Below are 23,971 nucleotides of genomic sequence, written 5' to 3'. Positions count from 1 at the left end.
ATCTCACTGCACACGCCTGGTTGAACAGACAATAGGATTCCCAAGTGAGGAATTTTGGGTCTTTGTTGCACATGGGTTAGGACAAAATTCAACAGATCTTGTGCACCAAAGGATTGGTGGGATGGGTGGGATTTGAGGAATCTGAAGGCCCCCTCATTTCAGCTCTCTCGTGCCATATAGAGGACTGGTTTGGTGTCCTCTTTTCCGCCGATCACCACTCGCCAGAGACATTTTGCTACACAGAGCGACTCGTGCTGTTTAAGGAATCGTGCCCCATACCGCGGTTCATCACCTTTCATTGGTCTCGTTGGTCCCAAACGGATCGGTTCCCGGATCCATTCTCATGGGAAGGATGACCTGAATCAAAAAATGAACCGTGTGCATTCTTGATGTCTTTTTGTGCCGGTGTTCGTCCCGGCAGCCGAGGTCCTTTTGTTTCGGCAAAAGGACCCAAAACCATGGTGGCCGTGGCGAAACCCGGCAATACCAAAAACCACTTGGACATTACAGTTGGCTCAACTCATGCCCCATACTCCAGCAGATGAAACGTGTTGAAAATCACGAAGGGGAAAAAAGAGGGATTCGTCGGGTTATGCCGCTTTGAGGAGTCGTTTTGTTTTTGGAAGGAACCGTCTGAACTTGAGGCTTTCGATGATGAAGCTAGAGATCCTCAGGATGCAGCCCGGTGGCTTTGGCAATTCGAGCCAACATTTTTGGTCCTAGTGTTTCGCCATCATGAAAGGCAAACACGACGTTTGGCCATCCTTCCCGTGTGAGTATTTTATGGGACCCGGTTTGACGTTTGATGCGCCACCCGAGCTTGAGGAGTGCCGCCAGCACCCGTTTTCCTGACGTCGATGCCCATTGACTCATGCGCCAACAAAAGAGACGTTCATCAATTCGTCCGGCACTACCTCGCCGTGATCTAATCGGTCAGCTAACACACGCAAAGCCAAGGCCTGTACGGATACCAATGCGTTTTCCCTGGTTGTCCCGTAGGCGATCACCCCCGGCAGGGCGGCAATCTCACCAATCCATCGCCCGTCATCTTCCTGCTCAAGTTCAATTTTGAAGGATTCTACATTCGACATGGGGTCTCCTCCTTATGGCATCACTTCGGATTTTATCACACTGCCCTTCTTCAGGTAATGGGGAACTTACCTCGGGAGGAGGAAATTTAAAAATGGCCTGGACTGTATGAAGTGGCCTTTTCCCATGCTTACGATTCACACGAGGAGGCCCAAAAATGCTGACCGGGAAAGACCCTGGTTGCCTCTTGTGAGCTAAGAGATACCGCAACCTTAGGGCTGCTTCAGTGCCCAGAGATTTAGCCTGCCAGCCGAGACGTCCTCCGTATTACCGCAACCACTTGGACACTACAGTTGGCTCAACACATACCCCATGTTCCAACAGATATTGAAGGGAACAAACCAAGATGGATTCCCGATAACAACTGTCGGGATGACAGGAAGTGACGGGGGAGGAATGAGCGGAGAAGCCAGGATATCACGCAATACACCCGCGCTACACACCCTTTAGGTATGTGCAGCGGGGCACAAATGCTGCTCAAAAAATTCTCTCACCCGCAACTCATATCGAGGACCCTCAAGCCCGTGGGCAAAGCCATGGTCGGCCCCTGGGACAATCCAGAGCGCTGTCTTTTCGGGATCGGCGTTGGCGTAAATGGTCCGCGAATGCTCAAGAGGGACCTGCGAATCGGCATCCCCATGGATGACCAGCAAAGGGGTGTTGAGATTCCGCACGACTTCGGCCGGGGCCGCATCATTGACTCGTACACCCAGGAAGAGCCGGGAATAGAATTTTGTCAGTGCGACAAGCGGCCATTTTGTGAATCCCGGAAAGAAAAAAAACTGCCGGGCAATGAGTCCTTCCAGGGTGGCATAGGGACTATCGGCCACAATGGCTTTGACATCGGGATGCTGCGCCATGATGAAAGCTGACGCGCTCATGGAAAATCCCAGGGCCCCGATTGATTTCGGATTCACATCGTTCCGACTTTTAACATACTCAACGGCGGCCTGGACATCACGGGTTTCTAATAGACCGGCCGTGGTATAGGCACCATCACTCTCACCGAAATACCGGAAGTCAAACAGGAGAAGATGAAAGCGGGGATGCAGGAAGAGCGCGTGCCGAAGGATATTGGCTTTATCAAAAGGATAGCCATGGCCCACCAGAACAGTCCCGCACGTATTCCATGCCATCCCTCCTTGGCGCAATGATTCCCGTGATGCAGAGGCTGCGGGAATAAACCACCCTCTCAGGGTTAACCCATCGGAGGTGGGGAATGAAACCGACTCGTAGTCCAACCCGTAGCGCTTGGGGTCATCATCCGTTTGAAATCTCGGCGGATGCACGCCCAGTAGAAAATTGAAGAATGGCAGGAGAACAATAAGCCCAAGGATCCAATACAGTAATTTCCAGCTCACAGGATTCTTTTCAGGTCCAAGAAAAGCTCTTTATTCAAAGATGCCATATAAAGAAACCAGGAACATTTTCGAAACTGTGATGGGAATGGGGTTATTTCGTGACCCGGAGGTTTTGCAAGATTAAAAGCTCACAAACCGGGCTGATCAGTAAATGCCTAGAGAGCAATATGACGGACAGTTAAGTTCTCGGCTGTGGCCGCCTGAAGCAGCTGACTATCGGAAGACACCAATAGGGAGGGCTCGCCGACCAATTGCTGAAGCAGATTTTACCCTGTGCAGCTAATTGGGCCGGCCGTCCTTCCCGGGTCAGGACCCATTGATCTGAGTTGATTTGGTGAATCACCGCAACAGGTTTTCCCCTATCGGTCACGATCATTTCCTCCCCTTTTTAGGTCAGGCGTAAGTAGTGGGTGAGACGGTTCTTCAGCTCTTTAATGCCGACTGTACTCATACAATCAATTCCATCGCGCTGAACTCAAATTTGTAGGTACCGTAGCCACTTAAAGAAACCCGACACACCCAATCTATTCAAGAATTGAGTGATCCCCACACAACCCCATTTGTGTCTTGAGCAAAGACTGTGAAGCGTTTGCTCCTTTTCCTTCCCAACCTCTGCGCATGAACTGTAGCACTCCAGATCTCACGAGGATATCCGCATGTGAATGGTCTACGCTCTTACAATATTGTGCAGCCCTTCACCTCATAGGCTAACCCGTGTAGAATTGAACCGGTTTTCTCAATACTCAGAATCCTGTTTGCCCAGGTCTAAGGCGACAGTGTCTTGGTGGACAACTTATTTCTGGTCAAACAATCGTCCCCAGTCGTAGCCAAAACCGGGAGGCGTTGAGGAAGACCTCGTTAAGGGAATAATGTGGTGAAGGCATTCAGCTCGCTCAGTCCAGCAGGTGATTTCTTAGAATACCCTTCGGATGAACAAAAGCCGCCAACGATCCTGGTTAGGGGGGTGCGACATTCACGTCACATGAAGGAAGTAATCTATGGTAAGGGATAAAACATTACTCGTCGGTGTCGACGGTTCCGATTCTTCCATTCGAAGCGTCTCCTACGTGGCTGAAATGATTGGGGACCAGGAAGATTTTCATGTCGTGCTCTTTCATATCCTCCCTCCGATTCCTCCCGAATTTTTGGAATTCGGGGGCGCTGAAGATCCGGCAACCGAACAAAAGCTGGATGAGACTTTAAAAAAAGAGCAGGCTCAATGGATCGAGAAGGCAAAAAAGGATGCCGAACCAATCTTAGATAACGCCAAGACGATTCTGTATCGGATTGGGGTACTACCCGCCATGGTCAGCGTCGTGTTTTCTCAATCCATCCACCGGCCGGATATTGTTGGTGAATTGATCGGGACAGCTCACAAACAGCATTGCGGAACCATCGTCGTTGGACGGGAAACGTACTCCAGCTTCAAAGAAATATTTCATCACCATGTGGGCGAAGAGCTGGCCAAAAAAGGTCAGGGCTTTGCCGTTTGGGTCATTGCCTGATGGTGAATCAAGAACCCCGCCCTGAGAAAAATTTTTCCATTATCGAGGGTTTCGGTTTGGTGAATGACCAAAACTATCCGACAGGCGACACGGGAATTCGGGCCATATTTCAGCCATGATTGGCCATAACCATCGTGAATAAAAGAAGATGCTCTTCTGGGTTTTGTGTGAGTCAGCCATTCTGTCACGTATTTGCGACCAAAAACGCTTCCGGTCATTCCTCCCCTTTGTAAGGGGAGGACTAAGGTGAGGTAGAGTCTCGGATCTTTAGGCATCTTGCTGGCAATAGGAAAATTTGGTCAACAGTTGCGATATGGTGTTTCTACCTCCCCTGCCCCCTCCTTACAAAGGAGGGGGATTGAGAACCGGATTGAGGGTTCGCCCACACGATTTTCTGAAGATCTAAAAAAAGGAGTCTTTCATGACAGAAAAGAATCTTCAAGAGGTGGATCTGCCCTCACTCAGTGACCGAAAGTTTTTTCCTTCTCCCGCCGCCTGGGAGGATCAGGTTTTATATTTTTTAATGCTCGACCGTTTTTCGGACGGACATGAAAAAGGCTACAGAAGCAATGACGGGACCGTCGTCCGGCGTGGCTCGACTCCCCTCTTTCAGCCAACTGATGCGGGCAATGCGAATGCATCTCATTGGAAGGCAGCGGGACAGAAGTTTTGCGGAGGGAATTTATCCGGATTGACGACCAAGCTGGGATACCTTGAACGTCTCGGCGTGACCGCCATTTGGATCAGTCCCATTTTCAAACAGGTGAAATTTAAAGACACGTATCATGGATATGGCATTCAAAACTTTTTGGGTGTCGATCCGCATTTTGGTCAACGAGAAGACCTGAGAACCCTTGTCCGGACCGCTCACGCTCACGGAATCTACGTTATTCTGGATATTATCCTCAACCACACGGGAGATGTATTTCGCTACAATCCCAACCGCTATCGGACCGAACATAACGGGCAGATCTTCAACGACCCCCGCTGGGATGGCAATCAATATGACGTGCAAGGGTTCCATGATCAATTCGGAGAACCGACTCTCCCCTTCCAACAACTCGACATCACAAGCCATCCTGCCGCCTGGCCGCACGGTGCCATCTGGCCACAGGAATTCCAAGACCCTCAGGCCTTTACCCGAAAAGGCCATATCAACAATTGGGATTTTTCACCGGAATTCCTTGAGGGGGATTTCTTTGACCTGAAAAATATCAAACTCGGTTCGGGCGACGTCGATCAGTATCAGCCGTCGGATGCCCTTAAGGCTCTGGCCGAGGTGTACAAATTCTGGATTGCCTTTGCGGACGTCGACGGGTATCGGGTTGATACCGTCAAACATATGGACCTGGGAGCCAGCCGGTACTTCGCCTCGGTGATCCATGAATTCACCCAATCCATCGGCAAAGAAAACTTTTACCTCATTGGCGAAATTACCGGAGGCAGAACCCGCGCATTTCAAACACTCGAAACCACCGGCCTGGATGCCGCACTTGGCGTCGACGACATCCCGGACAAAATGGAATACCTCGTGAAGGGCTATCGCAATCCGGAGGAGTATTTCCAGTTATTCCGGAATTCCATCCTGGTTCAGAAAGAATCCCACGTCTGGTTTCGCAACCGGGTGGTGACCCTGTTTGATGATCATGATCAAGTACGAAAGGGAGAAAACAAAGCCCGGTTTTGTGCTGATCCTGCCGGGCCGGACGGACTCTTGAATGTCCTTGCGCTGAACGCCCTCACGATGGGCATCCCCTGCATGTACTATGGCAGCGAACAGTATTTTGACGGGCGCGGGCAGAGTGATCAATACATTCGCGAATGTATGTTCGGAGGAGAATTCGGCGCCTTTCAAAGCCATCAACGGCATTTCTTCAATGAAGAAAGTCCGGCGTACCGGCAACTCTCGATCCTACTAGGCCTTCGACGCAACAAGCTTGCGTTACGGCGGGGTCGACAATATCTGAGAGAAATTTCCGGAAATGGGATCGACTTCGGGCTGCCGCGCATGCTGGGTGGGCAGATTCGTTCAGTAATTCCCTGGTCCAGAATCTTCAATGACCGGGAAATTCTCCTGGCGATGAATACCGACTATGCTGCTCCCCGAAGCGCCTGGGTGACGATTGATGACGGACTGCATCACACCGGCCAAACACTTACGTGTCTCTATTCAACGAATGCGGGACAGATCGGTCAGGAAACGACGGTTGAGTCGAGAAATGGTAAAGCCGTCGTGCTCACTCTTCCTGCGGGCGGATTTGTCATCTATGAGTAAAGAAGGTGGTCAACGGAAGTGAAGTCCGTCAAGGCTCGGTTGCGGGAGGATTCGTTAAGGCTTCGCCCGTCATGGGCACAAACACCACCGGTAACAATTCGGTTTCCTGATATCCCTCCTCGGTGCGACGGATCAAGAGAAGACGTTGAGGGTAGTCTCCGACGGGAACAATGAGACGTCCACCGATTGCCAGTTGCTCTAAGAGTGGTTCGGGAATATGGTTCGGCGCTGCCGTCAGAATGATCGCATCAAACGGGCTTTCGTCCGGCCATCCTTGATAGCCATCACCAGCCCGTACAATCACATTGTCATATCCAAGTTCTGCCAGCGTCTTTTTTGCCTCCACAGCGAGTGGTTCGACGATTTCTATCGTAAACACTTTTGAAACTAATTCAGCCAGAATGGCGGCCTGATACCCGGAACCCGTGCCTATTTCCAAGACCTTCTCCTCAGGCTTCAACTTCAGGGTTTGCGTCATATACGCGACAATGAAAGGCTGAGAAATCGTCTGCCCATACCCGATAGAGAGTGGAAAATCTCCATAGGCATCTTCAGCATGTGACTCAGGCATAAACCGGTGCCGTGGAACCCGGCGCATGGCCGCGACAACGGTTGGATCGGTGACACCCCCCGCCACGATTTGGGTATCCACCATCGAATCCCGTTCAACCTGTCGTGAGTGATTATTTTGTTGGGTCATAGCCTGATTTCCATTTCCACATCCGGACAGAATAAACCATACTCCACCAAGTATCACAAAGAAGGCAAGTGAATGTATTTTTCTCCTCGGTGTGATTGCTATGTTCATGTGGCCCCAGATCCTCCATTATGCTTTCTCATCAGGAAATAGAGGGGAATACCAGCACTCAGGGTCAGACAGGCCCAAAGGGTTTCAACCGGTTTTTCCACACTAAGAAAAAGCATGATCACTCCGGCAACCAGAATATAGCCTACGGGCAAGACAGGATAGAAGGGAACCCGGTAGGGACGAACGAGTTGCGGACGACGTTGACGAAGAATAATGACGGCCCCGACTGTCAACGCTGTGAAGGCGGTGATCACCATTCCGCTGTAAATCACCAACTGCTCAAAGGTTCCTGAAAGCACTAATACCGTCACCCACAGACTTTGGAGCACAATGGAACGAACCGGGGTGCCATGATGCTGTTCCGTATCTGAAAAAAAGCCAGGCAGAAACCCGTCTCTGGCCATGGCATAGTAGACCCGTGGCCCGGTCCATATCATGGCGCTCACCGCACCGGCGATGGAAATGCACAACATGATGGTGACAAATTGAGCCGCCGCCTGACCGAACATTCCTACCGCGACTTTTTCCGCCACCGGCATGAGCGGAGGTGCGGCCAAAGCTTGAATCGGTAACGCGTAGAAATATACCAGGTTCAGCACCACATAGACCGTGCCCACTAGCAGAGTCCCGCCTATCATCGTTCGGGGAATAGAACGGGTCGGATTGAGTATTTCTCCTGCAATGTACCCTGCGGCATTCCATCCCGAATAGGCATAGGTCACAAAAATAAAGGACACCACCAGTGTTCCCAGTCCGACATCCGGCTTTCGCGGGGTCATAACCAAATGTTGCCAATCACCATGACCTACCGTGAAGGCTCCAACGATGAGAAGCAGAATTGCTCCAATCTTTAAGGCCGTGAGGAGCTGCTGAAGCACACCGCCCGGGCCAACGCCTGCCACATGAACCGCAGTCAGACTCCAAATCAAGGCCAGGGCAAATCCCTTGATCAGGAAAATGGAATACGGTTCAGTCGGGGCGAGTTGGACCACATAGGAGGCAAATCCCATGGCGCCTGCGGCAATGGCGGCTCCAAAGCCCACGGTAAATGAAGCCCACCCACTCAGGAATGCGAAAAAGGGATGGTAGGCTTCCCGAAGATACACATAGTCTCCCCCGACAAAAGGGAATGCGGCACCCAACTCGCTGTAACACATCGCCCCCATGAGAGCCAGCAACGCGCCCGCTCCCCATACCAGAAGAATCATCCACGGATCTCCAAGGTCCCGGGCCATAAAACCCGTCGTGGTAAAAATCCCGGTTCCGATCACACTGCTGACCAGCACACACGTGGCCGTAAACCCGCTAATCCGACGGGACCTTTTCGGGGAGTCTGTCTGCTTGGGAGGGAGCTCAGTCACGTTCTTGTCCAATGGGAAATATTTGATTGCAGTTGAAGGACACTCAGGGTGAAATCCCGGCCGACGGGACATCAGTGCAAAAAGGATCGGCAATGTCAAATTAATGAAAATCCAACGCTGAGCAGACAACGCACCGGACAATAAACCACTGATTTATCAGGAATGAGGTTCTTTGCTACACACGTAGATTAATTCCCCAATTCGGCTTAAGTAGACAATATCGCCCGATCAGCTCTTCTCGAGTGCGAGAATCAATTGATGCAGGGGGTTGTTATCGGGGATCTCTTTTTTCTCCTGGTCCATGGCTTGGCGCAGACCCTACCCGACCTTGCCTTCGGCGTCCTCGCTAGCGATCGCTTGGTCTTGTTGGTTGGTGCTGTTGACGACGGTGCGAGAGTTTTGTAGGAGCGCCGCGCTCCCAATCTTAACCAGGTGGAAACGTCAATCCAAGCCAGGCGCATCGCACTGCAATCGGTCAGGATTAAGGGGCATCTGTAGTTGCACACTCAAGGAATTGATCCGGAGGAGGAAGAGCGCTTGAAGGAACCTCGGCGGTCGGAGATGATGCCAGCCGTCAAATACTTCTTCGTCACCCGGGCGCGTTTCTCGGCGTCGGTCATCGGGGACCGGCCGTGGGTCAACCGGATCTGGAGGTAGGCGTCAATGAGCGTGCGCTCCTCCTCGGTGCCCCATCCCCCGGGATTGCGCAGCCCGGTCTGCGCGAGTGACTTCGCCAGGCAAGCTTTGACGTAGGCCGGCCGGTTGACGTGGTTGTCGAGGATCAGGCCAACGCCGTATTCCGAGGTCACCAGTTCGGACACCAGGTACTTGTCGTCGACCGTGTAGCCTTCGGTGCTATAAAATTGGTCTAGCCTGCCCAGGGCGTGCTTGATCTCCATTGCCTGGACGGCCGCGTCCTGCCCTGCGAGCCAAAAATAGAACGCCCAGGGCGCTTGCCGTAGCTGCTCCTTGGTCTCCGGCGTCTTGATCGTGGTTCCACGGAGCGAGAAGTAGCCGTACACCGGCCCGGGTGTGACCCCCACCACATCGAGGCCGTGCTGGCCGCAGTACTTGTCGAACAGGTCGCGGTCCTCGTCCTTGATACGCGCCAGCAGCGCCGGTAGTTCCCCCTTGGCGCTGCCCTGTCCTGCGGTCCACTGGAACAGGCCGAATGACAGGAACGCGTTATCCCAGGTGTTGATGGCGTCCAGGTTCCCTTCGTTCTCGGCCACCGCAATCATCACGTTGATCTCCGACTGAGTCACCTTGAGAGCAAGCAGTTTGTTCGCGTGCGTCTCCACGAAGGCGGCGGGCGTCTGATTGCCGGTCGTAAACAGGCCGAGCCGGAACTTGCTGAACTGCTTCTGGTGAACGCCGTCGGAGACCATGAGGTACTGGCGGTTGTTGTTCCTTTTAATGGATTTGACACTGAGAGATCCCGGCGCCGGGGTCGCCTTGTGCGCCGGGTCATGCCAGCTCTCGCCGTACAATGGGTTGAACCTGGCTACGATGCGCTCGGCCAGGGGCATCGGCAGCACCTTCCCGTCCCCTTCGACGCCTTCCTGTTTTCCGAAGGCGGCTACTGCGGCGGCGGTTGAGACCCCATAATCTCCATCGGCGCCGAACCTCTTCCAGTTCAACTCCCCGGCGAAGCCCAGCTCCTGCAGTAGGGTCTGGAGGGTGGCGATCCGGACCCGATCCCTTCCTCCTTTCTTGTAGTACCTCTCGATCCTGTTTTTCTCGACGTCCTCGGCAAGCTGCTTCAGCTCTTCCAGCGAGTCATAGCGGACCAGAATCTTCTCGGCGAGAGCGCTTGTAACCCGCGCACCGTTCGCCCTGCTACCATTACGCTTGGCGAACTCGGCGACGGCGGCGGTGGTCGCCTTGCCGTAGTCGCCGTCGGCGCCGAATTTCTCCCATTTCAGCTGGCGGTCGAACCCCAGCCAGTGGAGAAGGGTCTGGAGCGCGGCAATGGCGTGCCGTGCCGAGGAGCCTTTGCGCAGGGTCGTGGCGACCGTGCCGTCGTCGATCAAGTACTTCAGCGTCTCTCGTTCTGTCATCGGGTGCATTCTCCTGTTCTCTCAGGCATCCGCAATCGGGCGCCCTGGCGATCTTCACCAGGAGCACCGTGCGCAGCATTGTCTCTCGACATGATCGTGACCCGATCAGCTCTTCTCGTGTGCGAAGATCAGCAGATGCAAGGGATGGTTGTCGGGGATCTTTCCCTTCTCCTCCTCCATGGCCTGGCGCAGATCCTGGCCGACCTTGCCTTCGGAGTCCGCTCTAGCAGTCGCCCGGTCCTGGTCGTTGATGCTATTGACGACGGTGCGCCAGTTTTGTAACAACCTCCAGCGGTGATAGTGGTAGTACCAGCCCATCTCTGGAGGGGTCGCCGGCCCCGCTTGCGCAAAGCCATCGTCCAGCGCCTTCAAACCCGTGTCAAAGTCCGGCGAGAAAATTGACTGGTAGTCATTTATTGTGACGCGATTGCCGCGGTCCCGAAACTTGATGAGCAAATCGGAGTCGATGATGAGCCCGTCGAGCATGGCCAGCATCACGTGGTCGCGCGACCCTCGCTGCACTTCTGACAGCTTGTCGATGCCCGCGACCGCCGAGGTCCGGGCGTCGGAGAAGTCTCCAAGACGCCAGGCGGACACCGCACGCAGCAACCAGGCGTTCGGCCGCAGCCGGGCGTCGAGTCCTGCGATGTACATGTCGGTCAGCTCGGTATGAATGCTCCCGTAGAGCCCATCCGCCGCGTTGCCCCCCAGAGGCGAGACCGACCAGGCGTTGTCGGCCGCGACGGCATCGGCGAATTCACCCTGAACGCTCCGGTAATCGAGCGTGGTGCAGGCAGATGCGAATGCGAGCGTCACCAATAATGCAGCGTGAAAGACCGCTTGAAAGATCTTGTGTTGCATATCCGGCTCCTTTGTAAGGTTAAGCGGCCTTGAGGGCGCGGGTGGCGGACTGAAGCACGGCGGTGGCCTCGGTGAGATCGAGCTCGTTCCATAGAACCTCAGTGAGGAGCCCGACAACCAAGGTTGGAAGGTTCTCTCCGTTGATGCGCCCTTTCAAGTCACCCTGCGCGAGGCCGAGCGCGGTGCCGACCGCGTCACGGACGGCCTCAGGCGCCTCCTCGAGTCCGGCGAGGTTCGCGGACACGACGGGAAGGATCTGCCCGGCCAAGTGGAGGAACACCTCCCGGTTCAGGAGCTCCCGGGGATCTCCCTTATCAAGTATCGCGTCGACCGTTTGCTGGATAACCGCGAAGAGCACATTGTCGCGGGTGCTCGTGGTATCGAGGTTCAGTAGCTTGTCGGCGTTCTTCGCAGCCGTCTGCATCACGGTCTCGACGAGCAGCACGAAGCCTTTGCCGTTCACAAATCGTCGGGGTTCGTCGCCGAGCGCGCGCGCCACCGAGCCGATGATCTGTGCGAGAGCGGCCTTGCGGTCCCCGAGTGACGCGTTTCCGAGGAGCTGCTCAGGATTTTTTGCGATCTCCTTGAACACGACACCCATGAGCGAGACAAGCTGCTGATGCGAGAGCAGGTCCTTCACCGTCCCTCCCCCGGCAAGCGAGCCGCTCAAACTCTGCGCGACAGCCCGGGTGGCGTTCGCCAGCAGCTGCTTCTGAGGATTGGCCGGATCGATGAGCGTCTCGATGTTCTCGGCGCCGACCAATAGCGCTTGGTTCAGCACCGCTGTGACCGTTTCCGAGGAAAACACCTTCCTGCCCGTCGTATCCGTCATGGCCGTGACGGTGCGGCTGATCAGTTCCTGCAAAACCGCATCATCCGAGAATACCTTGGGGTTTTCCGCCACGGCCCTTAGGGCGCTGTGGAAAAGAAGCTCCAGGGACTCGTTGGTAAAGAGGTCTTCCTTGCCATGTGTCCCGTCGAGTAGTTGTGTGAGGGTGGAGCTGACCAGCTGCTTGGCTTCCGAGTTTTCCTTCGGGAGGAACAGGTCAATGTTCTGGCTGAAAGCCAGAGCCCCGCCTTTCAAGATGCTGGAGCCGATCCGGCGCACGAAATTCTCCCGTCGCGTTATCGCTCCCCTGGATCCTGCAGCCTGGATGTCCATGAGAAGGGAGTTCGTGACACCCCCGACGAGCGCCTGTAGCCGTGCGTCATCCATGATCAAAGATGTGTTCACCTTCAGCGTGTCGAGCGCGAACACCACCACGTCAGCGACAATCTCGGTGTGCGTACCCTCGGCGAAATTGACCTCGTCGAGACTCTTAATGAAAGCCTGGAGAATCTTGCGCTCATTGGACTTCGCGCCGATCGCCTCGGGATGCGTGACGAAATAGTCGATTCCGATTTCGACGAGTGTGCCGACCACCCGCTGCAGGGCCGGCTTGGAACCGAGGCCCTGCTTGTACTGCTGAAGCTTCTGCAGGTTGGAGACAATCTCTATCGCCTCCTTGGAGACGCTGCCCGATCCCACGGCCCGGTCGTCGATCTGCTTCAGCGTTAGGTAGGCCTTGAGCTTGTCCGCGCGGGAGAGCCCGTGGTATGGCTGCCCGCGTTCGGTGAGTTCGGTGTGCTCGTCAAAAAATTCGATCGCATCATTCTCTCTCACGCTTCCGAAGAGCTCGCCGACGGGCAACAGCATGGGTTTCTCGACCGTCGCGTCCACGAGGACGTCGTTCAGTTTGGTGCCCAGTTTTACCCCCGCCTCGATCCCGAACATAATCAGCGCTGCGTTCATGATCTTCCCCCTTAAAATGTAGATTCGCCGTCCGCGGTTCCCAACTCATCCCGCGCGCCGCGGTACAGTTATTCAAAATGCGGCGGGGGTTTCCATGAAATCCGACTCAAAACCGGTACGGTCCCGAACGCGGGCTTTACACGGCGTTCACCCTAGTCGCCTGACAGCGTTCGCCCACAGGTTACTCTGTCAGGTTGGTTTGGCGCTCACGTGCGGCTTTGTCCGCTGCGCCGGCAGCCCGCATGGCCTGTGCCCAACCTGTTGTTTCACTTTTGAGGATTGTCTCGACGCGTTGCACCAACAATTCAAAGGGCTGATCGCCGCGGTATGGCTCGGCCCGGGCGAGGTATAAGAACTTCTCCTGTTTGAGCGACTCGGCGACCGCGCGATATTCGTTCCAGTTTTCCTGAAAGCGGTACAGGCTCACGATGCCCGCGAGGACGGCGACGATCAGGCCGAGAACTCCGATGGTCATACCGACATACCCTGATGTTTGGCTATACCCCGCAAGCAACGGAATGGCGGCGGCCGCGATGATCTCGATCAATCTAAGACCCTTGTATGCCGTCTGGTTGGCGGCGCTTTTCCTGCCATACCAATTGATCTGATCGTCGAGCCGCTGCTCGAGGTATTCGGCTTCTGCCATGGCCATAGCGAATTCCCTTCGCGCCCCGTTTACTGGTATTCAATCTTGCAATTGACCTCGATCGACTTGATCGGTTTTCCTCGCACGATGTCGGCATCGACCATGATGGGGTTGCGGGCTGACGAGACGGGAGGGCGGAATTGCTGCCTCGTCGTAACTTGCCCTCCGGACGGCTCCGCCTGGACGGCCTGGGTCATCGGCTGCGCGCCGCCTGTGGCAGATTTTGTGTTGAGCTCGGCGGGACGCACCCGGCGCTCGAACTCGTCCATCGCCGCCGAGAGCTTGGCTTGTTGTTCCTGATAGGTGGCTTTGGCGAATTTGCTCGCCTCGCGGTCGATCTTGGGCTCGAGTCGTTGCTCGTCCGCAGTCCGACCTAATCCCTGATAGGCTTCGGCGAGGGTCGTGTAGACCCACTGCTTATCGCCGCGGCTCGCGAAGGCCTTCTCGTCTTCGATCAGCGCCTGACAGATCTCGACCACGTGTTGACGGATCATGTTGGCGTGGCCGTAGCTGACAATCGCGTCGAACCTGTCTGACAGCAGATTCGCCCGTTGGGTATACATGTAGGCCACGTTGATGCCGTTATAGTAATCCTGCTTCACGTAAAAGCCGCGCTCGTAAAAACAAATCGACCGATCCAGGTACTCCAGATCGCCAGTCACCTCGAAGAGACGTTTGCTAATCGCCCCCGACAGTCCCAACGTCTCCGGATCCGTAGAGATCTTCGGCGCGCAATATTTCGCCAGAATGTCTTCGGCTTCGTTCAACGCCGCGATGGCCGTGTTCTTGTCAATATGGCCATCCGCATCCCGATTCTCGCCTGCCTTGTAGGTCACCAGCGCCAGCCGCTGCGCGAGGAACACATCCGGTTTCTTGTCAGGCTGACCCTCGGTCTGCATCGCAATGGCCCTCCCGAACAGGCGGACCGCCTCCGGGAAGTTGTTCTTCTTCTTGGCCGCTTCTGCCGCATCGATGACACTGGCCAGGGACTCCCCTTCTTTGACCTTTTTCTTTTCGCGCTGCGCCGGAGGTATGAAGGCGGGCGGCTCCACGTAGGACTCTGCGTCGTAGGCCGGTGGCGTCATGCCGATGAGGAACTTGAAAACCGGACTGTCGGACTCACGCCTGGCTTGCGGCGCCGCCTCCCGCCTGCGTTGCTCGACCGCGATGATCTTTTTCAGGACGTCGGACAGATGGTTGACGAACCGCTCCTGTTCTTTAGGGCTGATCTCCTCACCACCGTGTTCATATTGGTGGATGACGAACGAACTCAGATCGAAGGGAATTCTCTGCATCAGCACCGATTCGGCGATGATGATCGTGGTATTCGGCCGCTGAGCATGCCGCACCCCGAGTTCGTAGAACACATTGGCGTTCAAGGTCGAGAGATCGGCGATGACGATATCCGCCTCGTAGATCCAGCGGTACATGATCGAATCGATGCTGCCCGTGAGGTTGGCGTCGATCGCCCGAAAACAGTTCACATTGACCGCGTCGCAAGCCGGATGGATGAGCTGCTCGTAGGTCTTGTCGAGGCTCAGGACGCGCCCCGTCGAGTAGTCGGTCTTGTTGCCGAAGCCGGTGACGACGAAGCAGGTGAGCTGCCGTTCCCCGCCCTTGCCGGCTTGTGCGGGCAACTTGGGCGCTGTCGACGTTCTTGAGATTTTCGTCATAACGATTTCCTGATGAAACGACATCTCTTAGTGAGGCGACCGCGAGCTATGCGAGGTCGAAGCCTCGCCCGAAGTGCTCGTCCTTGATTCGATCCGCGGCGGCCTCGCCGATCTCCACCAGCTTGTCCATGTTCTCGGGGCGGTCCATGTCTGCGATCGTCATGAGCTGCTCGGGGTTCAGCTTGTCCTTGAGCCATTCATCGTCGAATCGAACGTCGTAGCGCAGGTAGGTCAGCAGCGGCTGGCCTCCGCCGAGAATATCGCCGCTCAGATCCCCGATCTCGCCGTCGATCTCTCGCGCGGTCTGGCTCGACGACATCCATTGCAACAACAGCTCGTTGAGCGCGCAGGCGTCTTCCATCAGCGAGGCGAGCCCGCGTACACCGAGTTCCGCCGCCTTCATGTCCATGACCACCTTTGGATCGAGCGCGAGCGTCTTCGAGCCCGTTCCGAGCGAGACGAGCAGGAGCTGGTCGGCGCCGGTGGGCCAGCACAGCCCATGGCCCTTGAGCGTGGCGAGCATCAGGAGCTGTAGCGCGGGGTTGTTGTGCGGACTGACCCCGCCGTCGACAAAGGCGCCTTCCACGTCGTCGGCCACCCGAATCTTCTCGGGCTCGAAGTAGGTGGGCGCCGCCGTGCTCGACCGCACCACGTCGCGCAGCAGGTAGTCTTTGTTCGGCGTAGAGTTGCTGCCAGGCATTGGATTGAAAAAGCGCCCCTTGGGGTTGTTGTGCATCACCCAGGGGCTTCCGGTGTCGAGACGCTTGGCCACCACGGCAAGACCCGTCTTAAGCTCGGGTCCGCCGAGCCGGATATCGCCGTACTCGCGCTCCAGGGCCTCCTTCACCGGCTTGGCCGAGAACTTGGGCCGCATCAAACCCTTGCGAAAGAAGCTCGACTCGAAGATCGAGTTCCCGAGCTCGCGATAGAGCTTCTCGAGGCGCTCGACTTTCCAGCCGAGGGCGAGAGCGGCGGCGATGATGGCACCGGTCGAGGTTCCGCCGATTAGATCGAAGTAGTCGGCGAGCACCGCCGAGTCGTCACCCGTGCGCTTGCGGACGAGTGCCTCGATCTCCTTGAGGAGCTGCAGGGTCAGAATGCCCCGGATGCCTCCGCCATCGAGGGCGAGAATCCGCTTCGGTCCAGGTCCGAACAAATGCGCCTTCAGATCTTTTTTCTTCATTTCTTCCACCTTTCTTTTTTATGCGCGCTGGGCGCGAGTCGTTTGCGGTTCCATTTAGAGTACTTCCCAGCCTACACGCCTGGGCTGAACTCGGTTCTGCCTTAAGCTATGAAAAAACGCACCAAACGTGAGAGCCACCCTGTGGATCACCGTAGCAGCTTGAAGTCCCCTTTTCTTTGCCAGGACAAGTGTTAGCTGTAGCGGCCACCACGGCAGCCAGACGTCAATCATTTAAGTAGATCAAGAAACAGTACAAGAATGTCTGTTAAGGTATCCTCGCTACTGAGTTCTGTAGCCGTCTTCTCTTCGTCAAATTTAACTTCCGAATTCTTCCACCCCACCACCTTCACCACATTCACCGGATCAGCATCCGAGATTTTGTAAATATCAGGGACTTCGCCAGCATTGCCGCTCTTCAGAATACCTTTAACGCCTGTCAGCTTCTTTTTTACAACTGCGATCGCTTTCTCGTCCTTCCAAAGAAAAATGGCCGCACCACGCGTTCCTTTTTCCTCTTTGTTCTTGTTGACAACGCGAGCAAGCGTCCTGACAAGAGATAACACTTGGTCATCAGGCTCCTCGGTCATCAAAACCAAAACGCCCGGTTTTGAAAAATCCTTGATCTCGAGCAGTTCCTTCAGGGTTGTTTTATTCCCCTCGAAGTCCATCAACTGAAAGGACACGGGCGTCTTATCTTTCTGTTGCGCGTGCATGATTCCAGGAATGGTCAGAACTAATATCATGGTGAAAGCGCTAAGAATTTTCATGTAACCATCTCCCGTTACAATGTGGACGAAAAACCAATTGCCTTTTGCTTTGATCGAAAAGCCGCAACTGATGTCGCGATTGTGATTCTAGTTGTCTTCCATTTTCGTATTGTTCATAGCTTTTTCTAAAGCTTTTTTCGGCCTGCGCTGCTGATGCTCAGCTTTTTTCCAGCTCTACACGGGTATCTGCTATTTGCTGCTTCGCATCTTCAAGTAGGAGGGCTTTTGCTTCCGCGCGGGTCTCCGCCTCCGCCGTTTGCTGCTTCGCATCTTCGAGTAGAAGGGCGTTTGCTTCCACACGGGTCTGTGCCTTAACCGTTTTTTCCGTCGCATCACGCAAATAAAGAGCCAAGATGATCGCGCCCACCGCGACAGAAGCAAAGAGCAACGCTAAAACTCTGATCACGGCAAATAACTTTCGAAAACGCGCGACCGTCTGCGCTTGTGCATCCGCCCGCGCTCGCTCGCCAATCAATTCGTTGCGCTGGGCTTCCGCCTCGGCATCCAATCTTTTTTTCTCATCACAGCTTTTTTCGAGATACCGCATGGACAATTCGAAATCCGTGCCGTATCGCCGGGTCCAGGTGGCTGTCGGCTGTTCGTCGTCGCGCCACTTGAGAACGTAGTCCAGTCCCGGAGACTGCAAGTAAGCTTCATCGTTGACCTGCCATCGCTTGGCGGTATCTTCCAAGCGGCGATAAGTGGCGGCCGATTGGGCTTCCTCATCCGCCCACCTAATGAGCCGCTGCCACACCCGCATCAAGCTCTCGTGCGAGATGTCGATCACCGTATGCGCCTCAAGCGCGTCCCCGGCCGGCGGCATCAGGAAGGACCGGCTCGGCTTGCGATACACGTCGATCACCGCTGTGACCTCCGCTTCCGTCGCCTCGGCCAGGGCGCATAGAGTGGCCAGGGTCGTCGGACGCCGGACTCCTCGCGGGTCCGTCGCTGTATCGGTCAGCGCTTTGAAGAGTTTTTCGCAGATTTGCTGCTGTCGTTCGGTGCCCAGTTCGGCATAGGCCTTTTCCGCATGCTGATCCAACGCATGGGCCATGCTGCCGATGGCTTCATAATGCGTCAGATCTAGCGGCCCGTCGCCACTGCCCCCGTTTTCCCGGTGGGCCCAAGTTCGGTTTAGGGCGTGCTGCAGGATCGAGAGCTGATCGGGGTTGTCGCCAACGTCGTTGACCAGGCGCGTCAGCAACACCGGCGAGATCTTTGCCCCGCCCACGCCGACCGGCCCGCTGATCGCTGCACGGCGTTCGTCCCGGGTCATGCGCGGCACCAGATATTGCCCGGCGTTGATGGCCTCGGCCAGGCCGGGAAACTGCGCGCAGTCGCCCAAAAAGTCCGAACGCATGGTCAGGACGACGTAGATCGGGTGCTGTGTTTGATTCCCTGCCTCCAGCAGCAGGTTCACAAACGCGGTGGCTTGTTCGCTGATGTCAGAGTCCTTCTCATCGCCGCCAGCCCCCAGTTGCCGGTAACGAAAGAGCTCTTCAAACTGGTCCACCACCACCAGGAGGTTGACGCCCTCTCCCAACCGCGCCTGCTCGACAATGTCTATCAGCCCCAGCTTGCTCATGCGCAAGGTGGTGTCGACGATGTCGGCCAGCGATAAGCCGCCGGCCTGATAGTCGCGAAACAAGACGCCGTCCTTGGCCAGCGCGCGGGACATCTCACGCAGCGGGTCACTGCCGGGCCGGAACTGTGCCATGCGCCAGGCCGTGCCGGCGCGGGCCATCAAGCCCCCGTGCAGGGCCGGGCGCAGCCCGCAGTTGACGAGCGAGGATTTGCCGCTGCCAGAGGTGCCGACCACGGCGAGAAAACGGGTAGCTGCCAGCTTGTCGACCATGGCGTCGACTTGGCTTTCCCGGCCGAAGAACAGGTGGACCTCGTCTTCGTGGAACGGCCGCAGGCCCGGGAAGGGATTGGTATGCAGAGTAGTCGTCGAGGCGCTCATGAGGTTTTGCCGGCTGCGTTCATGACCTGCATGAATTCGGCCATCGCCACCGGCGAGAAGCCCTCGAGGCCATCAATGGTGGGCTTTTTCATATCTTCCATCTCGATGAGGTCTTCTTTATCCGCCGTCTTCGGCTCGGCCAGGTAGGTGTAGCTGGCCAGCAAGGGTTTTTCGTCGCGGTAGCCCGGCATTTTTTTTAACTCATTGTCTTGAGTGTGCTTCCATCCCTCGTCGCCGGTACCGTAAAAGAGCATGACGGCGTCACAGTGGCTCATGGACTGCCGGTTGGCTTCGCGCACCACGCTCGCGTCGCCCTGGAAAACCGGGGTGGCGACTTCGAAACCCTGCTCCCGGAGAAATTTGCGCACGGGCACTGTAGCCTTGCGATCCTTTTCGCTACAGATCAGGTAGATCAGCTTGGTGCCGTCCCCGCTGGCGGTCTGCGCCTCAAGTTGTTTAGGTTCAGGCTTTTCGAGTTTTTTCAAGGTGGCGTGAATCGAGGTTTTCAGGGTCTCGACGTCCCCGATAATCAGGTCCGCCCCGAACTGGACATCGGCGTCGTCATGCAGCGCCTTGATAAATGCCTGTTGTTGCGCCTGCTCTGAGGTTGTTCCTTCGGGCAGCCAGATCACGCGCTGCAAAGCATCGCTCTTGCTGCGCTCAACAGCGAACTCATTTTGCAGTACACCCACCGACTTCTGGCGGGGACCATCGGGCACGGCACCATAGTTATCGCCGATGAGATGGATGGAAAGCGTGCAGCGCTCCAGCAAACTTTGCACGGCTGCGATATAATCGGCCTCATCCCGCGGCAATTGCCGGTCCGGCAGGACCGTATAACCATGGCATTGTAAATCGCCTTCCAGGATTTCCCTGATTTCCTTGCGGTCATAACTGCATTCGGCTAAATACACGGTCGCCTTGGCCGAGACCTGTGCATCTTGAGCGTTGTCGCCAGTGTCGGTCGCCAATTTCTTCAGCAGTTGTGCGACCTCATAGGCCAACTTGTTGACCTTCAGGTTATAAGCCTGTGCGTACTCCTCACCGAAGGCCGCGTCCAGTTCCAACGGTACCTCGTCTTTAGTGGTGTAGAACTCAATCCCGAGGGCACCTTTCATCGCAGACGGCAACGACTCCTGCGTGTCGACCGGCGTCTTCAGCACCTTGAAAATCCTCGATTTGTTCTCGACCGTAACTCCGCCACGCTGTTCCGCCCTTTTGCAGAATTCAGCGACCTCCCTGGTGCACCATTCCGAATTGAGATAGCGGGGCGTCAGCACAGAAACGAGCACAGCGGTCTGTGCGAATTGATCGACGATCTCATCGGCAAACACATCGTTGGTTTGCAGATGGTCGTCTCTCCAGATCCTGGCAGTCTGGCCGAGTTTCATGCTCAGGAGAGCCTCCAGCGACGCATGGAACCGCGTGATCCAGCCCTTATCCCCGGGTGTCAGTGGCTGGTTGTCGATGTGCGCATAGCTGATGAAGAGGTCTTTGTTAAACGTCGGCATACGGCCTTTCTGCCAGAAAGGGTTATCGCCGCCAGGAAACCAATCCTGGGGATCATCTCGGAGGCTACTGCTGGAATTGATCAATAGGACGCGGATCAGGCTAGCGCCTTGGCCGAGGGCTGACAATCAGGCAAATGCTGATTTTTGGGTTCAAAAAACCTGAGTGGCAGTGACTCAGCTCGCGGGGGTGTGATTTACTGAGGTGCTCGGTTTCGCCATTGGGGTTGGCAATCACCCGGAAGACGGGAGAACGGTGCGCCGAGAACGGGTCCCGGCTTGCTGAGCACGGCGCATATCTGGTTGGCATCGCGGGGTCTCTCTGGGGCGATTGGGTTACACCATGCTCCCTTCAGCGATCCACATTTCGTCGAAGGCTAACAACATGCCCCAGAACATTCGGGAATCGACTCAAGCTTGGCTCTCCAGTCTACTACAGCTGCCTCGTCCCTCTCTCTCGCGCCGTTACCTGGCTTGCCCGGAGGCCGCCAGGTGCTCGAGCAATCGCCGGTGCACGAAGATGTAGGCGCTGCCAACCCTTTGCATCAAGTTGAGGCCGCGGGCTTGCTCGAGAAAGCGCGCAAGATTCCATGGTGTCTGCCCGCTCGCGCTCAGGACGGCCCTCAGGACATAGTGCTTGATCACATCCAGTCCGCCGAACCAGAGGAAGAGGGTCGTAACCGTGGCCGTGAAATAACCCAAACCTGGCACGTAGTAGTCACCCACACGAAACGCGGGATGATAGACAAAACCGCCAGCCGCCGCGATTCCCACCGCGATCGCAACGAGCCACACGGCGTTCAGGGCCACGAGGACGGCCATTCTGAGTGAGAGCCTGATTCCCTGGTTCGGCACCGTCTTTGTCTGTAGGACATGGGGCTTGAGACCGCCCAGAATTCCCCCGATTCCTAGGCCTACGATCGCGAAGCCAAGAAAGGGGATCCACCACCGATCCCCCAATGATGAAATGAAAGGCAAAGCGGATCCGACGAGTAAGCCACCAAGGAGCCCGAGTAGCGCGCCCTGCCAAGCATTCCCGAGTGACCAACGAAGAGATTCAACTGTGTTGATGCTGTAGTAGATGCTTCGATTGCGCCCCATGGCACCTGCCAGCAAGGCCAATGCCACACCATTCCAGAGCAGATGTTGTAGCAACACCAAGTCGAATGGGAGCTCCCTCAAAAAACATAGGATCGCTACTGCTGCCCAGGCGACCAGCGACCAAAGGCCCGCGCTTATGAGGCCCTTCACCCCGGCGCGCTGGATGCCGGGCGCCACACGTTCCAGAAGAGGGCGGCCCGAACTGGAGCCAAGGCCTTCGATCCATCCGAAAAACAGCAACCAAAGCGGCAGCGCCGTCAACCAGGCAATCCACTCCCCGGGCTGAAGGAATAACTTTTGTGTCGAAGCGTCGAAGCGGCCGTAGTACCCGGCTCCGTAATACGCAATGTTTACGAAGCCCAACAGAAGACCCACCACGAGGCTGAACCCCGCGAGGTACATCCAGCGCTGGGCGCCGTTTGTCAGCCAGCCCGGTTGCAGATCTTCGATCAGAAACATTGCCTGGTTACGTTCTGACAATTTCCTGGCGATCCAGGATAACCAGCCGAGGGTCCGCTCCTGTGGATAGGCAAGCGCGGCCTTACCCCGTTTTTTGAACATCAGATCGATGTAGGTTGTAAAGAGATGCTTGGTCCGATCCTCTGGGGTCTCACGCCCTGCCAGGTTCTCCACCCCGTAGCCCCGATAGGCCAGACACATCACGTTGAGCATCAGCGGGGAGCGGGCGAGTTCCTGGAGGACGCTGTCTTGTCGGATTGCGTTTCGCAGTCCGGCCAGCTCGGCGCCCGCTTCCTCGACGTACGTGTCGATTTGTGCGTCGGTCAGCGGCCGCAGGCAAATGGCCCCGTTCAGCGTCAGCTTGACCGTCAACTCTTCGTACTGTTCCAGGCGACAGCACACGACCATGCCGGGCAGCCCGGTCTCCTTGCCATACCGGTTGATGGCTTCAACACACGCGGCACGATGCTCACCCATGACCTCATCCAAACCGTCCAGAAGCAGGAGCAACCGCTGGTGCTCCAGCCAATCTTTGCCGATTTTCTTGGGGATCTGATACTTGTCGCTCAGTTCATCCACCAACCAGGTATCCAACAACTGCTTCGGGTCGACCCATGAGGACAGATGAAACACCACCGGAATGGGCTGGGCGGGATTTCTTTCGGCGCGTGTCACGAGTTCACGGACCAACGTGAGCAGGGTCGTCGTCTTGCCAGAACCCGGCTGACCCAGAATGAGGACGGAGCGCTCCACGTCGTCAAATACATCCGAAATGCTTTTTCCCGGAGCGACGGCCCGGGTGCCTTCGAAGGGAAACTCGAGCACGGCCTCCCAGGGATTTCCCACCGCCTGCGGTTGGGTGTCTTTGCCGAGTTCGAGCAGGCCGGCACGTCGGATCGTCTGTTCCAGGACTCCTTCAACCCAAAAGTGCTTGACCTTGCCCAGCAGGATCTTTAAATCCCGTTGTTCGCCTGCATCCAGAGGGCTGGGTTGGTAACTGACGTTGAGCTCTCTCAGCTCCCGGATCTTTCGGGTCTGCCAACGCGCGGCATCTTGTTTGACCCCCTCCTGCAATTCCTCAGGCGTGTTGAACCACCGGGCAGTGAGTCCCGTCTCGACCTTGCCGATTTGATCCAGAAACGCTTGTAATTTCGGATCGCGCTGATTATCGATGCCCGCACGCTTTTCGTAAATCAGACGGTCTTTGTTGCGTTGGGCGGCGTACTCGAATTCGTCGATGGTGTAGTCACCGTAGTCCCGCCAGAAAAGTCCGATGTACAGGTCAGCGCTGTCGATTTCTTCCTTGTAGCTCTGCTGAATCGCCTGCGCCCGCGCCCCGGCGTCCTCCTCGAACACCCACCCGTCTATATTGAGCTCATCAAGTGCGGCCTTTATAGCCGCGCGTTCCAGCGCCAGCTCCTGCATTCTTGAGCTGACGAATACGCGTAGGCGTTCATAGATCATTTTGGTGTGCTCCTCGACATTCGTCCCTCTCCGGATAGTTCATACGATCCGCCACTAACTCATCAATCATTGCCCTTGGCCTCCGCACAGTGCAT

General features: G+C 56.1%; 19 protein-coding genes. 3 read left to right on the top strand and 16 right to left on the bottom strand.

All coding sequences use genetic code 11. The features are described 5' to 3' along the window. Positions 1–158 precede the first annotated feature (158 nt). The 4 genes from PQG83_RS00605 to PQG83_RS00590 form a co-directional block, all read right to left on the bottom strand. On the bottom strand, positions 159–299 hold the full coding sequence (locus PQG83_RS00605) for a hypothetical protein (protein WP_312745531.1): 141 nt from the start codon (positions 297–299) through the stop codon (positions 159–161). Between the two features lie 361 nt (positions 300–660). After that, positions 661–873: a type II toxin-antitoxin system HicA family toxin gene (locus tag PQG83_RS00600; protein ID WP_312745529.1), complete on the bottom strand. Its 213-nt coding sequence runs from the start codon at positions 871–873 to the stop codon at positions 661–663. Then, complete coding sequence (locus PQG83_RS00595) at positions 870–1,091, bottom strand: type II toxin-antitoxin system HicB family antitoxin (protein WP_312745526.1); 222 nt, start codon at positions 1,089–1,091, stop codon at positions 870–872. Before PQG83_RS00595 ends, PQG83_RS00600 begins: the two co-directional genes overlap by 4 nt. Before the next feature lie 444 nt (positions 1,092–1,535). Beyond that, complete coding sequence (locus PQG83_RS00590; RefSeq protein WP_312745524.1) at positions 1,536–2,450, bottom strand: alpha/beta hydrolase; 915 nt, start codon at positions 2,448–2,450, stop codon at positions 1,536–1,538. A gap of 998 nt (positions 2,451–3,448) precedes the next feature. Here PQG83_RS00590 and PQG83_RS00585 point away from each other — a divergent pair. Continuing rightward, on the top strand, positions 3,449–3,955 hold the full coding sequence (locus PQG83_RS00585) for a universal stress protein (RefSeq protein ID WP_312745522.1): 507 nt from the start codon (positions 3,449–3,451) through the stop codon (positions 3,953–3,955). A 421-nt stretch (positions 3,956–4,376) separates the two neighbouring features. Next, a complete protein-coding gene (locus tag PQG83_RS00580; RefSeq protein ID WP_312745519.1) occupies positions 4,377–6,230 on the top strand; it encodes an alpha-amylase family glycosyl hydrolase in 1,854 nt (617 codons plus the stop codon). Between the two features lie 28 nt (positions 6,231–6,258). On the opposite strand, the gene PQG83_RS00575 is transcribed toward PQG83_RS00580, so the two are convergent. Next, entirely contained in the window at positions 6,259–6,930 is a 672-nt protein-coding gene (locus tag PQG83_RS00575; protein WP_312745516.1) for a protein-L-isoaspartate(D-aspartate) O-methyltransferase, read from the bottom strand. 104 nt (positions 6,931–7,034) lie between these two features. Then, positions 7,035–8,399 carry an APC family permease gene (locus PQG83_RS00570; RefSeq protein ID WP_312745515.1) on the bottom strand — a complete coding sequence of 455 codons (1,365 nt, stop codon included), beginning with the start codon at positions 8,397–8,399 and terminating at the stop codon, positions 7,035–7,037. A 258-nt stretch (positions 8,400–8,657) separates the two neighbouring features. Here PQG83_RS00570 and PQG83_RS00565 point away from each other — a divergent pair, with 258 nt between their 5' ends. Continuing rightward, entirely contained in the window at positions 8,658–8,804 is a 147-nt protein-coding gene (locus PQG83_RS00565; protein ID WP_312745513.1) for a hypothetical protein, read from the top strand. A gap of 101 nt (positions 8,805–8,905) precedes the next feature. Here the strand turns inward: PQG83_RS00565 and PQG83_RS00560 are convergent, their stop codons facing one another. From PQG83_RS00560 to PQG83_RS00515, 10 genes are all read right to left on the bottom strand, one after another. Then, a complete protein-coding gene (locus PQG83_RS00560; protein WP_312745510.1) occupies positions 8,906–10,459 on the bottom strand; it encodes a peptidoglycan-binding domain-containing protein in 1,554 nt (517 codons plus the stop codon). 105 nt (positions 10,460–10,564) lie between these two features. Beyond that, the gene (locus PQG83_RS00555) at positions 10,565–11,320 is read right to left on the bottom strand and encodes a hypothetical protein (RefSeq protein ID WP_312745507.1); all 756 of its coding nucleotides are present in this window, start codon (positions 11,318–11,320) and stop codon (positions 10,565–10,567) included. 19 nt (positions 11,321–11,339) lie between these two features. After that, a complete protein-coding gene (locus PQG83_RS00550; RefSeq protein WP_312745504.1) occupies positions 11,340–13,112 on the bottom strand; it encodes a hypothetical protein in 1,773 nt (590 codons plus the stop codon). 181 nt (positions 13,113–13,293) lie between these two features. Then, the gene (locus PQG83_RS00545; RefSeq protein ID WP_312745501.1) at positions 13,294–13,764 is read right to left on the bottom strand and encodes a DUF4231 domain-containing protein; all 471 of its coding nucleotides are present in this window, start codon (positions 13,762–13,764) and stop codon (positions 13,294–13,296) included. A gap of 23 nt (positions 13,765–13,787) precedes the next feature. Further along, positions 13,788–15,431 carry a tetratricopeptide repeat-containing protein gene (locus PQG83_RS00540; RefSeq protein WP_312745499.1) on the bottom strand — a complete coding sequence of 548 codons (1,644 nt, stop codon included), beginning with the start codon at positions 15,429–15,431 and terminating at the stop codon, positions 13,788–13,790. Between the two features lie 46 nt (positions 15,432–15,477). Continuing rightward, on the bottom strand, positions 15,478–16,614 hold the full coding sequence (locus tag PQG83_RS00535) for a patatin-like phospholipase family protein (RefSeq protein ID WP_312745496.1): 1,137 nt from the start codon (positions 16,612–16,614) through the stop codon (positions 15,478–15,480). 227 nt (positions 16,615–16,841) lie between these two features. Continuing rightward, positions 16,842–17,381 carry a hypothetical protein gene (locus PQG83_RS00530; protein WP_312745494.1) on the bottom strand — a complete coding sequence of 180 codons (540 nt, stop codon included), beginning with the start codon at positions 17,379–17,381 and terminating at the stop codon, positions 16,842–16,844. A 157-nt stretch (positions 17,382–17,538) separates the two neighbouring features. Next, positions 17,539–19,344, bottom strand: coding sequence for an nSTAND1 domain-containing NTPase (locus PQG83_RS00525; protein ID WP_312745490.1), 1,806 nt, complete (start codon positions 19,342–19,344; stop codon positions 17,539–17,541). Continuing rightward, entirely contained in the window at positions 19,341–20,855 is a 1,515-nt protein-coding gene (locus PQG83_RS00520) for a TIR domain-containing protein (RefSeq protein ID WP_312745487.1), read from the bottom strand. The genes PQG83_RS00525 and PQG83_RS00520 overlap by 4 nt, the downstream gene beginning before the upstream one ends. Positions 20,856–21,317: 462 nt before the next feature. Beyond that, positions 21,318–23,876 (bottom strand): DUF4062 domain-containing protein, encoded by a 2,559-nt coding sequence (locus tag PQG83_RS00515; RefSeq protein WP_312745484.1) that lies wholly within the window; start codon positions 23,874–23,876, stop codon positions 21,318–21,320. Positions 23,877–23,971: the final 95 nt, after the last annotated feature.

This window comes from Candidatus Nitrospira neomarina (genome assembly GCF_032051675.1).
In the GTDB taxonomy this organism is placed as follows: domain Bacteria; phylum Nitrospirota; class Nitrospiria; order Nitrospirales; family UBA8639; genus Nitrospira_E; species Nitrospira_E neomarina.
Note: the sequence above shows the minus strand (reverse complement) of the source record. Positions and strands in the feature narration are given on the sequence as shown.